This window comes from Deefgea piscis (genome assembly GCF_019665785.1).
Lineage (GTDB): Bacteria > Pseudomonadota > Gammaproteobacteria > Burkholderiales > Chitinibacteraceae > Deefgea.
The window spans coordinates 1,581,983-1,595,117 of record NZ_CP081149.1; the positions used below are offsets into that span (position 1 = coordinate 1,581,983).

Consider the following 13,135-nt stretch of genomic DNA (forward strand, 5'->3'; position numbering starts at 1 on the left):
GTGCCCAATAATGAATTTTTAAATGAGGAAACCTCCATGACGCAAGAACTGATTCGTCTTTCCAAACGCATGGTCGAACTTGGCTTGTGCTCGCGTCGTGAGGCCGATGAGTTGATTGAACTGGGGCGCGTGACCGTTGATGGTCAGGTTGTTGATCAGCTGGGTAGTCGTGTGACGCTGGCGCAAAAAGTGGCCGTGCAGGCGGTTAAAATGCAGTTGCATAAGCAACCCGATCGAGTGACGCTGTTGATGAACAAGCCGGTTGCTTATGCCGCTTGGCCAGAAGCTGACGGTGAGGCATGGCAAACGCTATTGAATACTGAACATCGTGATGTAAGCGATCGAACTGGGTTTGTGTTGTTAAAGAAGGCGTTGCCTCATTTGCAAGTACCGTGCGGCTTAGATTCTGCCGCGCAAGGATTGCTAGTGCTGACGCAAGATACGCGGCTCGTACGCTCTTTGGCGACCGAGTTAGAGCAAGAATATCTATTGTGGTTTGACGGTGAACTCAGCGCTGAATCGTTAAAACTGATGAATAGTCGAACTAAGTTTGATGGTGCTGTTTTAAAGCCTTATAAGATCACGCGACAAAGCGACCAGCAATTACGTATTGTTTTACGAGCTGCAATGCCGGATTTTTTACCCGCCTTATGTGAGTCGGTCGGCATTCAGGTGCGCTCATACAAGCGGATTCGGATTGGCCGCATTGGTTTGTCTAGTTTGCCTGAAGGGCAGTGGCGCTTTTTGCAAAGTAATGAGCGATTTTAAGTGGTCGATGTTTTACGGCGCATGAAATGCGCTGTTTTTGTGTGTGCTGATGCCAAATATTATTTATTTTCCAGCATTTGCCGTATGACTTGATTAAAGGGCGCAATCCATTCGGCAGAGAATTGTCGATCAGAAGCGTTAATTTCAGCAATCGCTCGCAATATAGAGCGTTGCTGCCCACGATGGCTGTGGCGTAATAAAATCGAGTCAAAAGCATCAACAATGGCTAAGATTTTAGCGCCGTCACATATTTCAGAATGCATCAATTGGTTAGGGTAGCCGCTGCCATTGGGTTTTTCATGGTGTTGAATAATCATTTGCGCGGCGTCTTGCCAGCCGACCATTCTGGCGGTCAGCCCAGCCCCCCACGCTGGATGTAAGTTGATTTTTTGGCGTGCAGACTCATCAAGCGATTCAATTTTTAGCCAGTAGTTTTCTGGCAAGAACATCATGCCAATATCATGAAGGTAAATGGCGGCTTCTAATTGTATGGGGTTAACTCGGCTTCCTGCCGCACGGTTAGTTTCAAGCGCCAATTCAAGATTTCTTGCTGTGCGCCCTGTAAACAAAGGTGAGCGCGCTTCAAGTTGCAACGCGAGCTGGTGAAAGAAGTTCAGGTCTTCGTGGCGTTCTGCATTATTACGTGCAGCATTGCTGGCGTCTCTTTGTGGTAGTTTACTCAATCCCGGTCGAAAGCCAGTAACGGTTTCTATAAGACGTATAGCGCTGGCATCGATGCTGTCTGGGCCTTGCAAAGATAAACCCTCTAGACCTAGTGCTAGTGTCGGTAGCGCTAATGCGGCGGCGGATTCATTGTCCCCAAGCAGTTCAATAGTTTGTTCTAGCCGATCCAAGGTAAGTAAGATGACCTCGGCTAGTAGGTCGCTAAAGGCTAATTCATTGCTGCGCATTCGCGACAAAATGGTTTCAACACCATGAATCAATGGAATAACAAACGGCAGGCGACAGAGCCCCGCATCGCCTTTGATATTGTGAAATAAACGAAATAACTGCGTAATGCGGCTAAGGTCTTCTGGGGTTTGCTTGAGCTCGGCGAGTAGACTTTCAATTTGTGGTGCGGAGTCGATGAGCCCGTCACGAAAATCGACAAATGCATTCCAATCGATAACTTGTGGATTTTGTAGCCCTTGGATTTCCATTGCGTGACCTAACCTTTGTTGAAATCAGTTCGATGAGATTGAGGTGGTTTTCCAGTATTGTGGTGCTGGCATAAATTATATCTACGCGCTATCTAGCGCATGAAAGATAAACATCTAAATAGATTGAGTAGTCTGTACTGATTTTGGGCTTATTTTATAAATCATGCTGTATTTATAGTTTTGATTTGAGCATGAAGCGAAGATAATGTGTTTATTTAGCAAGGAGCTCGTTTGATGGCTGAAGTTAACGAATTAAATCAGTTAGAAATACGGATACTGGGCGCTTTAATTGAAAAACAACATACAGTACCGGATTCATATCCTTTAACTTTGAATGCCTTGCTCGCGGCATGTAATCAAAAGTCGAGTCGAGATCCGGTGATTGAGGCGACAGAGGCTGAGCTGCTGGTGGCGCTTGATCAGTTGCGCGAGCAAGGCTGGGTTGCGGAAGTGAGTGGGGGGCGTGTACTGCGCTATGAGCAGGCATTGGCAAAAGTATTGCGTATTCCGAGTCAATCGGTCGCGCTATTGGCTGTGTTGATGCTACGCGGGCCGCAAACAGCGGGCGAGTTGCGGCTAAATTGTGAGCGCTTGCATCGGTTTGCTGATATTTCGGCGGTTGAAGGTTTTTTAGAAGAGCTAGCTTCGCGGCAATCCGCTGCTTTGGTGTTGCAAATGCCGAAACAAGCAGGGGCGAGGGAATGTCGTTGGTGTCATTTATTGGCTGGAGCGCCAATCTTGGTTCAGCCAGATGCGCCGCAATTAGACCTTGTGGCGCGAGTGACTGATTTGGAGCTAGAGGTTGAGAAATTAAAGGCAATGTTAGTCGATATGCAGGAAAAGCTAGTTGTACGCACTTAAATGCATCAGGATTTTCAGTAAATATTGACTTAAACCACCCTTTTTGTCGGAAAGTTTCAAATAATGCTTGCCAGCAGCTGCGCGCTCAGCGAAGATACGAGCTGCAGGATCTTCAAGTAGTGGATGTGTGTGATGTAGTGGCCTTGCCGTACCGCAGTGCTTCATTTCCCTTGATTTTCGTGCTTTATATTTATTTTATTTTTAGGGAAATACAAAATGGCTCAAGGTACAGTTAAGTGGTTCAACGATTCTAAAGGCTTCGGTTTCATCACTCCTGATGAAGGCGGCGAAGATTTGTTTGCTCACTTCTCACAAATCAACTCTAAAGGTTTCAAAACTTTAGCTGAAGGCCAAAAAGTTTCGTTTGACGTTACTACTGGTCCTAAAGGCAAGCAAGCATCTAACATTCAACCAGTTTAATTACTTGGGTTGTTGATGTAGAAAAAAACCCAGCTTGCTGGGTTTTTTTACGTTTACATCTTATTGGTATTGCGGGTTTTTTCCACTGATGCCTTGATAAAAATGCTGAATTACCTGCATATCGGCGTCAATATCACCTGTTGGATAAAAAACCATGCCACACCCACCGGTTTTTTCTTTGAAGTCAATGTACCCCAGCACGATGGGTACATTGGCTTTCAGTGCAATATAGTAAAATCCAGTTTTCCAGCGATTTACCTTTTGCCGTGTGCCTTCCGGCGGAATTGCAATAATCAGTCGCTCACTGCGTTGGTAAACATCGGCAATTTGTTCCACTAAAGAATTGGACTTGCGTCGATCTACTGAAATACCGCCTAACCAACGCGCTAAAGGCCCAAGTGGACCGACAAACAAAGTGTGTTTGCCCATCCAGTAGACTTTTTGCCTTGCAATAAAGCACAGCGCCAGCCCGATGGGGAAGTCCCAGTTGCTGGTGTGAGGAGCGGCGATAAGTACGTATTTATCCAGCGCAGGAAAGTCACCTTTTAGGCGCCACCCTAATCGCTTGAGCAACCATTTTGATAGCCTTGGCATAACATCACGAATGATGGGCGTATCAAAAATGGTGCGTTGCATTATTTAGCGAGGCCGGTTTGAATCAACTCAGCCACCAAATCATTAAGCGTCATTTCACGTTCTGAGCAACGGGTGTGTAGCTCTTGTACGAGATCTTTATTGAGTTTGCAGGCAAACGGTACCAAGCCTTTAGCTTGATCTTGTTTGCGCTGCTCTTTCTTGTCGAGCAGTGTTGCTGCCGCTTGGCCAAAACGAGCTGGCGCATTGGCTGCACCGAGATCATTGTGTAGCTTTTCAGCTTTACGTTTTTCTAATTCAAATTTCTTCATTGTCATGATAGTTCCTTTGTAAGCGACGCTATTCTAAGGCTTTGGGCGCAGCTCGTCGCTTACAATTTGCGCGAATGGCGGTTCAATGGCGCTAAAAAGTAAGTTAATGAGATAGGTATTATTTTACTGGTAGAGAAAATCTAGTATTAATACGTAGTATTTCCCATGTTGTATCGAGATAAACTGAGAATCGACAACGTTTTTCGCGCTGGTTCTTGCTACAATCGGCACTTGATATAATTCACCCGCTCTTAATTGGAGAACTGTGTATGGCTAAGTTATTTATTGAAGACCTCGATCTTGCAGGCAAACGTGTTCTGATCCGTGTTGACTTTAACGTGCCAGTTAAAAATGGTGTGGTTGAAAGTGACAAACGCATCCGTGCCGCATTGCCAACGATTCGTTACGCCTTAGCACAAGGTGCTTCAGTGATTTTGATGTCACATTTGGGTCGTCCAAATGGACAGAAAGTAGAAAAATACAGCTTAGCACCTGTTGCTGCGCGTTTAACTGAGTTGCTCGGTAGCCCTGTACAATTTTTGAACGATTGTGTCGGCGCAGAAGTTGAAGCGGTTTGTGCTGCGGTTCAACCAGGTCAAGTGATTTTGCTGGAAAACGTGCGTTTCCATATTGAAGAAGAAGGCAAGGCTAAAGACGCTGATGGCAACTCAGTTAAAGCCGATCCAGCACAAGTGGCGGCATTTCGCGCTAGCTTGACTAAATTGGGTGATGTGTTTGTGAATGACGCATTCGGCACGGCTCACCGCGCACACTCTTCAATGGTGGGTGTCGATCTGCCACGCGCTGCGGGCTACTTGCTGAAAAAAGAACTCGACTTTTTGGGTGAAGCGGTTAATAAGCCAGTTCGTCCTTTGGTGGCGATTATTGGTGGTTCGAAAATATCCGGCAAAATCGATGTGATTCAAGCCTTGTTGCCAAAAGTGGATAAATTGATCATTGGCGGCGGTATGGCGTTTACTTTCTTGAAAGCGCAAGGCTTTGAGATTGGTAAATCATTGTGCGAAAACGACAAGGTTGATTTGGCACGTGAATTGATTGCCCAAGCGGGTGATAAGTTGGTATTGCCAAGCGACACCATGGTGACACGCGCTTTAAATTTTGATGCTCGCACTTTAGATGGTTTGGTTGAAGTTGCGTCGACAGCAATTCCTGCTGACCAAGAAGGTGTGGATATCGGTTCGGCTTCTTGTGCGCAGTATGCTGAGATTATCAAATCAGCTAAAACTGTATTGTGGAATGGCCCGATGGGCGTGTTTGAGATCGATGCTTCGGCGGTTGGTACATTCGCGATTGCCCATGCTTTGGTTGAAGCCACAGCCAATGGTGCAATTACCATTGTGGGTGGTGGTGATTCAGTGGCTGCGGTTGAAAAAGCCGGTCTTGAAGATCAAGTCAGCCATGTTTCAACTGGCGGTGGTGCATCACTAGAATTCTTGGAAGGCAAGGCGCTACCAGGCGTTGATGCTTTAACCGATAAGTAATATTGATTTGTTGTATTTATAAATGCAAAACACCCTCGAGAGATCGAGGGTGTTTTTTTATGCCGACTATTTTATTGCTGATATCGCTTAGGTCTTGGTCAGTTTGGCGCGCAATTTTATTTGCGCAGTTGCAGCGACCAAGTAGCGAGTGCAGCTAATAATTGTTTGACGCCGTCTTGAATTCGTTCGTCGGTTAGATTGCCATCGGCGTCAAATTGACCAGCAAACGCGTTGGCAAAAACTTCGGGTTTATTAATGGGGTGGATGTCGGTAAAGACAAAAACTTGGCGTAAATGATATTGAGCCCGTGAGGTACCCATGCCGCCACCAGAGCCCATTACAGCGGCCGCTTTGCCGCCAAGCAATGCGTTGTCTGGCGCGCGAGACGCCCAGTCGATGGCGTTTTTTAGTGCGGGAGAAATTGAATAATTATATTCAGGGCCAGCAAACAAAAAAGCATCTGCCGTAGCAAATTGCGCGAGTAGTGTTTTAACCGCAGTGGGTTGCTCGGTGATGTCAGCGTTATAAAAAGGAACATCAGATAAATCGGCGATTTCAATTTGCATGCCTTCCGGTGCATTGGCTTGTGCGTAGCGAAGTAAGCCTTTATTGCTCGATTTGGCGCGTAAGCTGCCGCTGAGAGCGAGTACTTTGGTTGTTGGCATTCTGCGATATTCCTGCTGGGTTGATCTTGATACATCGTAGTCGAGCAATGTTTTATTGAATAGCAAAAAGACTTGAGTAAGTTATTCAGTTAAATTGAACGGCGTGCTTGGCTTTATTGAATTAAGCTTGCTGAAAACGTTGAGCGCTTTGTTTGAATTAATTAGGTATTGCCGTATTTATTAATAAGTATGAAGCTCGGATGGCAATACCCCGCTTTATTGTAAGGTGGTTCTGATGACTTTATTTCGTGTAAAACCGTTGCCGACAACGCCGCCGCAGTGCCCTCATCCTCGATCTGGCGTCAATTTGGCGTCGCTGGGTATTGTGGTGAGTTTACTGCTATTGGTTTTTTTATTGCATCTTGTACCTGCGTTATTGGCAGGCATGCTGATTTTTTTACTCATCCAATCTTTGGCTAGACTGTCTTTGGGCATGCTTTCAAAAGTATGGAGCCGTTGGCTGGCTTTGACATTGATGTCAGGGTTGGTATTTTTGGCGCTGTTTTTCTTAATTTTAGCGCTGCTGTCCATCATGAAGTCGGAACATGGCTTGATTGCTTTACTCGATAAAATGGTGCAAATCATTGGTGAGGCAAAAGGTTTTTTACCTTTATGGTTAAGTTACGATTGGCCAAGTAGCCCGACTGGTATTCAAGCCGCAGTACTGAGTTTATTGCAACATCACCTTGCTCAACTGCAAGCAACGGGCAAAGAGTTGGGGTTGTTGTTGGCGCATCTTATCGTTGGGGCGGTGATTGGCGGGATTGTGGCGTTTAACGAGGTTAATCGGCGTGATCGATTGGGGGTGTTGAGTCAAGCGCTGCTGATTCGAGTGCAAGGATTTACCGCCGCATTTCGTGCGGTGATGTTGGCGCAGTTAAAAATATCTTTAATTAATACGGCGTTGGCGAGTGTGTATTTGCTGCTGATTTTGCCTGCAGTTGGCGCTCATTTGCCATTTGTTAAAACGATGCTGGTTTTGACTTTTGTTTTGGGTTTACTGCCGATCGTGGGCAATTTATTTTCTAATGCCATTATTGTTACGGTCAGTTTCTCGCAATCGTTGTCGATTGCGATGGCATCGCTGGTTTTTTTGGTTTTGATTCATAAAAGTGAATATTTTTTAAATGCAGAAATTATTGGCACTCAAATTCGCGCCAAAGCATGGGAATTATTATTGGCGATGTTGCTGATGGAGGCGATGTTTGGTGTGGCGGGCTTGGTGATGGCTGCTGTGTTGTATGCCTATCTAAAAACAGAATTACGCTTACATAAATTGCTTTGAATTAGGTTTGTATTTCTTGCTGGATTTGTCAAAAACTCGCTATAAAGAAAGAATATCGTTAATTTGGTGGCCCAAATGAGTTCTTTCTATGTACCTAGTGATTTGCGTGCTTTAGTCATTGAGCCGTCGGCGGTTCAGGGTAAGGTCATGGAGGCGCGCTTACTTGAATTGGGCATCGTCAATGTGCGTTGGGTTGAAACCGCCAGCGCAGCCCTCGCATTGCTAGAGCCATTGACCGCACAATCCCCTAATTTGATTTTAAGTGCTTTGTATTTATCGGATATGACCGGTGTTCAATTACTGACGCATTTGCGAGATCGGGCTGAAACGCAAGATCTGGCGTTTATTTTGATTTCAAGTGAAATGCGGCCTCAGGTGCTCGAACCAGTGCGACAACTGGGGGCTTGTGCAATATTGCCTAAGCCATTTAGTAATGAGCATTTAAATAATGCGCTAATGATGACTCTGGATTATTTAACGGTTGATCATTCGCTTGAAGAGCATGATATCGAATTGGAATATATTCGCGTTTTATTGGTGGATGACTCACGCGCGGCGCGAAACTACATGCGAAAAGTGCTAGAAAACCTGGGCATTCGACATATTACTGAGGCAGAGAACGGCAAAGATGGCAAAGTCTTGCTAGAAGACAGTGCTTTTGATTTGTTAATCACCGATTACAATATGCCCGAAATGGATGGTCAGGCATTAATTGAGTATGTTCGTACTCAGAGTTGGCAAAGCCAATTGCCGATTTTAATGGTCTCTTCTGAAACCGATTATGGTCGACTCGCTGCGATTGAACAGGCGGGGGTGTCGGGTATTTGTGATAAGCCGTTTGAGCCGACAATGGTGAAATCATTGTTGGAGCGAGTATTGGCGCCGCGAGCTGAGTCTCTTTAGGATTATTTTAATAGGTATTGATCGCTGTGCTTTTATTCATTTGAATTGGCAGGCTATACTCGATATTTGAATACGCCATCAAAATGACGATGTAATTTTTTGTTGTTCATATTGTTGATTATTACGTATTAAAATTACAATCAATTTCAAGCTCAAGGTATACTCAAGACAAATTAATTCGCCTTACGGCACGTCATTTGGAGAGCCTTTTATGAGCACAAAGTTGCATCGTATCGTCGTTGTGGGCGGCGGAGCTGGTGGTTTAGAGTTAGCCACTAAATTAGGACGTACTTTGGGCTCGGGCAAGCGAGCTAAGGTAGTGTTAGTCGATGGCTCGGCGACGCATATCTGGAAGCCTTTATTGCATGAAGTGGCGACTGGTGCGCTCAATACCGGTGAAGACGAAGTCAATTATTTTGGTCATGCTTGGCGTAATCATTATCAATTTGAATTTGGCTGGATGGCCGGCGTTGATCGTGAGCGTAAAGTGATTCAAGTGGCCGCAGTCTTGGATCAAGATGGTAATGAAATCGCCGCGCCGCGTGAAATTGCCTACGACACCTTGGTGCTGGCATTGGGGGCGATTGCTAATGATTTTGCAACGCCCGGTGCCAAAGAGCACTGCATGTTTTTAAATAATCCCGTTGAAGCCGAACAGCTGCGCAAAAAAATTCTCGATCTCTCTTTTGCCGTCGGGATTTCAGGCAATTCAGTGCGTAAACTCAATATCGGCATTGTGGGTGGCGGCCCGACTGGCGTTGAGTTAGCGGCTGAAATTGATCATACCATTCGTGAAATGCATATTTATGGCGCTGAATTGAGCCCAGCACAGCTAGAAATCACCATCATCGAGGGCATGAATCGGATTTTGGCTGGTGCGCCGGAGTCTCTTTCTGAATACGCAACCGAGTCTTTGGCTGAGCGCGGGATTCTCGTTGCCAATAATAGCCGTGTTGTTGAAGTCACCGAGCAAGGTTTTGTCTTGGCCGATGGCCGCACCATTGACAGTGATATTCGAGTTTGGGTTGCTGGTGTGAAAGGCGCAGATTGGTTGACGACTTTGGGATTAAAAACCAATCGTTTAAATCAAATTGAAGTGACCGCCACCTTGCAAACCTTAACCGATAAACACATCTATGCCATTGGGGACTGCGCGTCATGCTCACCCAATGATGATGGGGTGATTTTGCCGGCGACGGCGCAGGTAGCGCATCAACAGGCGGAATGGTTGGCTGATGCGATTTGGCAGCAATTGACGGGGCGTGAAGTTTTGCCGTTTGTGTTTAAGCCGCAAGGCATGATGGTGTCTTTGGGTAAGCATACGGCGGTGGGCAGTTTGGCGTCGATTGTTGGACCTAAACGCAATTATTATGTTGAAGGCCGTGGCGCAAAATTGATTTACGCTTCACTCTACCGGATGCATCAAGCGGCAGTGCATGGCTGGGTATTGACCGGCTTATTGTGGGTGGGGGATAAATTGCGCCGAGTCGCACGCCCGTCGTTGAAACTGCATTAAGCGGTATATTGCCCAATAAAAAAGCGCATCGATTGATGCGCTTTTTTATTGCGAGGCGAAAGTCAATTGTTGCCAATTCAATTAGCGCCAATTGAGATCGCCATCTAAAGCTTCCCACAGCGATGGCGCGGCTGTAGGATTCCAGTTGGCACCACGCTCAGATTGATGCCCTTGGCGAACGCGATAGCTGCGGCCTTGATAATTAACAATTTGACCTTTGCTGTAGTACTTGCCTTCTTGCCAGCCAAAGCGACCGTGATTACGCCGTTCAACCGGCGCCCACAGTGAAGCTGCTGCTTCGGGATTCCAATTGGCACCACGCTCGGCTTTATGGCCTTGACGCGCTTCATACGTTTGGCCTTGATAGCGAACAATCTCACCTTGGTGGTAATGGCGGCCTTCGCGCCAAGGGCTAGATGCCCATGCTGAAGTTGCTACAACCAACAGTAAGGGAAATAGGGCTTTGGTTTTGAATGACATGGCGTCAACTCCAAGTGATCAGTATGCGTGAGTGTTTCATGCTTATGTATGAACGACAATGCACTAGATTACATTTGTCCAAAGTTGCGAGCCGCAATCCCGACTTTGCCACGCGCACTTTGCTCGATGCGCTGCCGTAAAAAAAGCCATTCAAATAGATTGAATGGCTTTTGATCTGTTCGGAATTGATTTAATACCGATTAATGGCTTTTACCGCCAAGGCAGAAAATTGTTTTGCCGTACACTTCGTTGAGTACTTGCGCCATGGCGGTGTAAATTGCCGATGCGCCGCAGAGTAAACCCACAAAACCGGCGATTTGTTTAATCGTTGCTGATTCGCTGAAATCGCTGATCGCCAGCAAAGCAAATAACAGGGTCAAAGAACCAAAGATAAATTGCGATGCTTTGTCCATTTTGAGCGTGCCGATAAACAAGAATGCAGTGAAAATACCCCACATTAATAAATAAGCACCCATGGCTGAGCTGGTTGCCGCTTCGGCTAGGCCCATTTTAGGCAGTACCAACAAACCAACTAAAGACAGCCAGAAGCAGCCGTATGAAGTAAATGCAGTCGTGCCAAAGGTATTGCCTTTTTTCCATTCCAAGACGCCGGCGATCAATTGAGCTAGGCCGCCATAAAAAATGCCCATGGCTAAAATCATGGCGCTATTGCCAAACAAGCCCAGATTGTGCAGGTTTAGCAGCACAGTCGTCATGCCAAAACCCATTAGGCCCAATGGCGCAGGGTTGGCAGTAAGGTCTTTCTCGGCAAATAGTGTTGGGGCCGTCATCTTGCGTATTCCTATAAATTGTCAATTAGAGCTGCTTTATACAGGGGCGCAATGATATAGGATTTGTAACGTATCAATAAATAGCTGATTGGTATAATTATTTACTATTTGCGCGATAACTACGCCAGCCATCGATGGCATACACCGCTAAGGCCAGCCAAATTAAGCCAAAGCCGATGGCTCGAGCCGCGTCAAACGCTTCATGAAAAACAAACACGCCGATCAATAGCTGTAGCGTTGGGCCGGTGTATTGCAAAATACCAACCAAAGACAGTGGGATTTTTCTAGCGCCAGCGGCAAACAAAAGCAGTGGAATGGCGGTAATCGGGCCCGCCAACAAGACTAGCGCTTGGGTGGATGCTGGTGCGCGTACAAAATCACTTTGCCCTGTGGCGAGTAAATACACCATGGCAGCCAGCGCTATGGGAAATAACACCAAGGTTTCAAGCGACAAACCTTCGAGTGCGCCAAGTTGTGCTGTTTTGCGCAGTAAACCATACAGGGCGAAGGTGCACGCTAAGATCAGCGCAATATAAGGTAAATGGCCAGCTTGCCACGTAAGCCAAGCAACGCCTGTTGCGGCAATGGCAATCGCTAGCCATTGGGTAGGGCGTAGCCGTTCGTGCAAAAAAATAACGCCTAGCAACACATTAATCAAAGGATTAATAAAATACCCTAGGCTGGCATCAACCACGCGCCCAGCATTGACGGCCCATATATAGGTATACCAGTTGCTGGCGAGTAAAACGGCGCTCAAGATAAAAACGCCAATGAGTTTGGGTTGTTTGAGTGCCGGTTTAAGCCATGCCCAGCGTTGTTTGATCAGTAGCACTGCGCTTAAAAAGATGAGCGACCAAATAAAGCGGTGCAGCACAATCTCTTCAGGAGCGATGCCATGCAGTGCTTTAAAATAAAGCGGAAATAATCCCCAGATCAAAAAGGCCAGCAGGGTGTAAATAATGCCGAGTTGCATGCCGAGTGCCAAAAAGCGAAGAAAGCCTTTGAGTGTAATCTTTTTGGCTGCTCGGTGTCAGGTGATTTAGCCCAGTTGTCCTGATGCGGCGAGCTCACGGATTTTGCGAACGGTATCAATATCGGTTTCACGCCATGCTGATTTAAGAAACTCAAGATAATGCGCCGTTTCCGGATCAGGAGAGTCTGGATGCGGCGTGATATAAGTAAAACGAACAAATAGTGCTTCTGGGCTTGGCTCTTCAATTTTCATGATCATTTGTCCGCCGCCATGCTCACTACTGGCTGCGGTATGATAATGCACCCGAGTTTGGTGCTCGTATTGGATTTTATCGATGACAGTCAGTTTGCCCATCACCATTTTGCGTTGCACCCAGTCTTGGCCACGCTCAAGCAGCGTGACTTCATCGACGTGGTCCATAAATGCCATTGGCGATTCAGCACGATAGACTAAGCCTTGCCACAGTTGTTGCCGAGTGAGTAATGGCGTGAGCATTTGTGTGAGGTCGTTAATTTGGATGAGATGTTCAAATTGCATGTTGGCCGTCTCTGAAGTGGATTGGATTGGCGCATTATAGGCCGATTAATTGGCGAAATGGGCTTGACGATAGCGAATAGGGGCTGTATTATCACGCCTCTTTGCATGAGTCAGCCTTTGATTCATGCCAGTGCGCCCGTAGCTCAGTTGGATAGAGTATCTGGCTACGAACCAGAGGGTCGGGCGTTCGAATCGCTCCGGGCGCACCATTTCTACTTATTCTCCCCGTTTTTCTTGCCTGATTTTTACAGCCTGATAATCAGCTTGTTGATTTTTAGTCAATCGTAGCATTTCCTAATATTCCTTACGGTTTTTGTTGTTTCTAAACGACTACGCGTTTATCCTCGAACGCTTGTGATTTGGAAATCC

The 13,135-nt window shown here is 46.3% G+C and carries 15 protein-coding genes and 1 tRNA gene; 8 read left to right on the forward strand and 8 right to left on the reverse strand.

Going from position 1 to position 13,135, the window contains the following annotated elements; all coding sequences use genetic code 11:
* The first annotated feature begins 36 nt into the window (after positions 1-36).
* Positions 37-768 (forward strand): pseudouridine synthase, encoded by a 732-nt coding sequence (locus tag K4H25_RS07295; RefSeq protein ID WP_221022661.1) that lies wholly within the window; start codon positions 37-39, stop codon positions 766-768.
* 59 nt (positions 769-827) lie between these two features.
* Here the strand turns inward: K4H25_RS07295 and K4H25_RS07300 are convergent, their stop codons facing one another.
* Complete coding sequence (locus tag K4H25_RS07300) at positions 828-1,928, reverse strand: HD domain-containing phosphohydrolase (protein WP_221022662.1); 1,101 nt, start codon at positions 1,926-1,928, stop codon at positions 828-830.
* 234 nt (positions 1,929-2,162) lie between these two features.
* Between K4H25_RS07300 and K4H25_RS07305 the strand changes: the two genes are divergently transcribed.
* Both K4H25_RS07305 and K4H25_RS07310 read left to right on the forward strand, forming a co-directional pair.
* Complete coding sequence (locus K4H25_RS07305; protein ID WP_221022663.1) at positions 2,163-2,789, forward strand: YceH family protein; 627 nt, start codon at positions 2,163-2,165, stop codon at positions 2,787-2,789.
* Between the two features lie 216 nt (positions 2,790-3,005).
* Positions 3,006-3,209, forward strand: coding sequence for a cold-shock protein (locus tag K4H25_RS07310; RefSeq protein ID WP_173533694.1), 204 nt, complete (start codon positions 3,006-3,008; stop codon positions 3,207-3,209).
* A gap of 60 nt (positions 3,210-3,269) precedes the next feature.
* Here the strand turns inward: K4H25_RS07310 and K4H25_RS07315 are convergent, their stop codons facing one another.
* Together K4H25_RS07315 and K4H25_RS07320 are read right to left on the reverse strand one after the other, a co-directional pair.
* Positions 3,270-3,845, reverse strand: coding sequence for a lysophospholipid acyltransferase family protein (locus K4H25_RS07315; protein WP_173533695.1), 576 nt, complete (start codon positions 3,843-3,845; stop codon positions 3,270-3,272).
* On the reverse strand, positions 3,845-4,120 hold the full coding sequence (locus tag K4H25_RS07320; protein ID WP_255588142.1) for a hypothetical protein: 276 nt from the start codon (positions 4,118-4,120) through the stop codon (positions 3,845-3,847). The genes K4H25_RS07315 and K4H25_RS07320 overlap by 1 nt, the downstream gene beginning before the upstream one ends.
* A 263-nt stretch (positions 4,121-4,383) precedes the next feature.
* On the opposite strand from K4H25_RS07320, the gene K4H25_RS07325 reads away from it, so the two are divergent.
* The gene (locus tag K4H25_RS07325; RefSeq protein ID WP_221022664.1) at positions 4,384-5,616 is read left to right on the forward strand and encodes a phosphoglycerate kinase; all 1,233 of its coding nucleotides are present in this window, start codon (positions 4,384-4,386) and stop codon (positions 5,614-5,616) included.
* Positions 5,617-5,732: 116 nt separating this feature from the next.
* Here K4H25_RS07325 and K4H25_RS07330 read toward each other — a convergent pair whose 3' ends face one another.
* Positions 5,733-6,281, reverse strand: a complete 549-nt coding sequence (locus tag K4H25_RS07330; RefSeq protein ID WP_221022665.1) for an NADPH-dependent FMN reductase — start codon at positions 6,279-6,281, stop codon at positions 5,733-5,735.
* Between the two features lie 235 nt (positions 6,282-6,516).
* On the opposite strand from K4H25_RS07330, the gene K4H25_RS07335 reads away from it, so the two are divergent.
* From K4H25_RS07335 to K4H25_RS07345, 3 genes are all read left to right on the forward strand, one after another.
* Positions 6,517-7,566 carry an AI-2E family transporter gene (locus K4H25_RS07335; RefSeq protein ID WP_221022666.1) on the forward strand — a complete coding sequence of 350 codons (1,050 nt, stop codon included), beginning with the start codon at positions 6,517-6,519 and terminating at the stop codon, positions 7,564-7,566.
* Positions 7,567-7,641: 75 nt separating this feature from the next.
* Positions 7,642-8,469 carry a response regulator gene (locus tag K4H25_RS07340; RefSeq protein ID WP_221022667.1) on the forward strand — a complete coding sequence of 276 codons (828 nt, stop codon included), beginning with the start codon at positions 7,642-7,644 and terminating at the stop codon, positions 8,467-8,469.
* 211 nt (positions 8,470-8,680) lie between these two features.
* Entirely contained in the window at positions 8,681-9,985 is a 1,305-nt protein-coding gene (locus K4H25_RS07345; RefSeq protein WP_221022668.1) for an NAD(P)/FAD-dependent oxidoreductase, read from the forward strand.
* Positions 9,986-10,066: 81 nt separating this feature from the next.
* Here the strand turns inward: K4H25_RS07345 and K4H25_RS07350 are convergent, their stop codons facing one another.
* The 4 genes from K4H25_RS07350 to K4H25_RS07365 all read right to left on the reverse strand — a co-directional run bounded on the left by K4H25_RS07350 (position 10,067) and on the right by K4H25_RS07365 (position 12,766).
* Positions 10,067-10,465 (reverse strand): carbohydrate-binding protein, encoded by a 399-nt coding sequence (locus K4H25_RS07350; protein ID WP_221022669.1) that lies wholly within the window; start codon positions 10,463-10,465, stop codon positions 10,067-10,069.
* Positions 10,466-10,665: 200 nt separating this feature from the next.
* The gene (locus K4H25_RS07355; RefSeq protein WP_221022670.1) at positions 10,666-11,256 is read right to left on the reverse strand and encodes an acetate uptake transporter; all 591 of its coding nucleotides are present in this window, start codon (positions 11,254-11,256) and stop codon (positions 10,666-10,668) included.
* A 97-nt stretch (positions 11,257-11,353) separates the two neighbouring features.
* Entirely contained in the window at positions 11,354-12,229 is an 876-nt protein-coding gene (gene rarD, locus K4H25_RS07360; protein WP_221022671.1) for an EamA family transporter RarD, read from the reverse strand.
* A gap of 66 nt (positions 12,230-12,295) precedes the next feature.
* Complete coding sequence (locus tag K4H25_RS07365) at positions 12,296-12,766, reverse strand: SRPBCC family protein (protein WP_221022672.1); 471 nt, start codon at positions 12,764-12,766, stop codon at positions 12,296-12,298.
* 132 nt (positions 12,767-12,898) lie between these two features.
* Here K4H25_RS07365 and K4H25_RS07370 point away from each other — a divergent pair.
* Positions 12,899-12,975: transfer RNA gene (locus K4H25_RS07370), tRNA-Arg, on the forward strand.
* Positions 12,976-13,135: the final 160 nt, after the last annotated feature.

What these genes read in the sequence shown, in the direction of transcription:
- K4H25_RS07295 (WP_221022661.1), top strand. Translation starts at nt 37, where the DNA reads ATGACGCAAGAACTGATTCGTCTTTCCAAACGCATGGTCGAACTTGGC.
- K4H25_RS07300 (WP_221022662.1), bottom strand. Translation starts at nt 1,928, where the DNA reads ATGGAAATCCAAGGGCTACAAAATCCACAAGTTATCGATTGGAATGCA.
- K4H25_RS07305 (WP_221022663.1), top strand. Translation starts at nt 2,163, where the DNA reads ATGGCTGAAGTTAACGAATTAAATCAGTTAGAAATACGGATACTGGGC.
- K4H25_RS07310 (WP_173533694.1), top strand. Translation starts at nt 3,006, where the DNA reads ATGGCTCAAGGTACAGTTAAGTGGTTCAACGATTCTAAAGGCTTCGGT.
- K4H25_RS07315 (WP_173533695.1), bottom strand. Translation starts at nt 3,845, where the DNA reads ATGCAACGCACCATTTTTGATACGCCCATCATTCGTGATGTTATGCCA.
- K4H25_RS07320 (WP_255588142.1), bottom strand. Translation starts at nt 4,120, where the DNA reads ATGACAATGAAGAAATTTGAATTAGAAAAACGTAAAGCTGAAAAGCTA.
- K4H25_RS07325 (WP_221022664.1), top strand. Translation starts at nt 4,384, where the DNA reads ATGGCTAAGTTATTTATTGAAGACCTCGATCTTGCAGGCAAACGTGTT.
- K4H25_RS07330 (WP_221022665.1), bottom strand. Translation starts at nt 6,281, where the DNA reads ATGCCAACAACCAAAGTACTCGCTCTCAGCGGCAGCTTACGCGCCAAA.
- K4H25_RS07335 (WP_221022666.1), top strand. Translation starts at nt 6,517, where the DNA reads ATGACTTTATTTCGTGTAAAACCGTTGCCGACAACGCCGCCGCAGTGC.
- K4H25_RS07340 (WP_221022667.1), top strand. Translation starts at nt 7,642, where the DNA reads ATGAGTTCTTTCTATGTACCTAGTGATTTGCGTGCTTTAGTCATTGAG.
- K4H25_RS07345 (WP_221022668.1), top strand. Translation starts at nt 8,681, where the DNA reads ATGAGCACAAAGTTGCATCGTATCGTCGTTGTGGGCGGCGGAGCTGGT.
- K4H25_RS07350 (WP_221022669.1), bottom strand. Translation starts at nt 10,465, where the DNA reads ATGTCATTCAAAACCAAAGCCCTATTTCCCTTACTGTTGGTTGTAGCA.
- K4H25_RS07355 (WP_221022670.1), bottom strand. Translation starts at nt 11,256, where the DNA reads ATGACGGCCCCAACACTATTTGCCGAGAAAGACCTTACTGCCAACCCT.
- rarD (WP_221022671.1), bottom strand. Translation starts at nt 12,229, where the DNA reads ATGCAACTCGGCATTATTTACACCCTGCTGGCCTTTTTGATCTGGGGA.
- K4H25_RS07365 (WP_221022672.1), bottom strand. Translation starts at nt 12,766, where the DNA reads ATGCAATTTGAACATCTCATCCAAATTAACGACCTCACACAAATGCTC.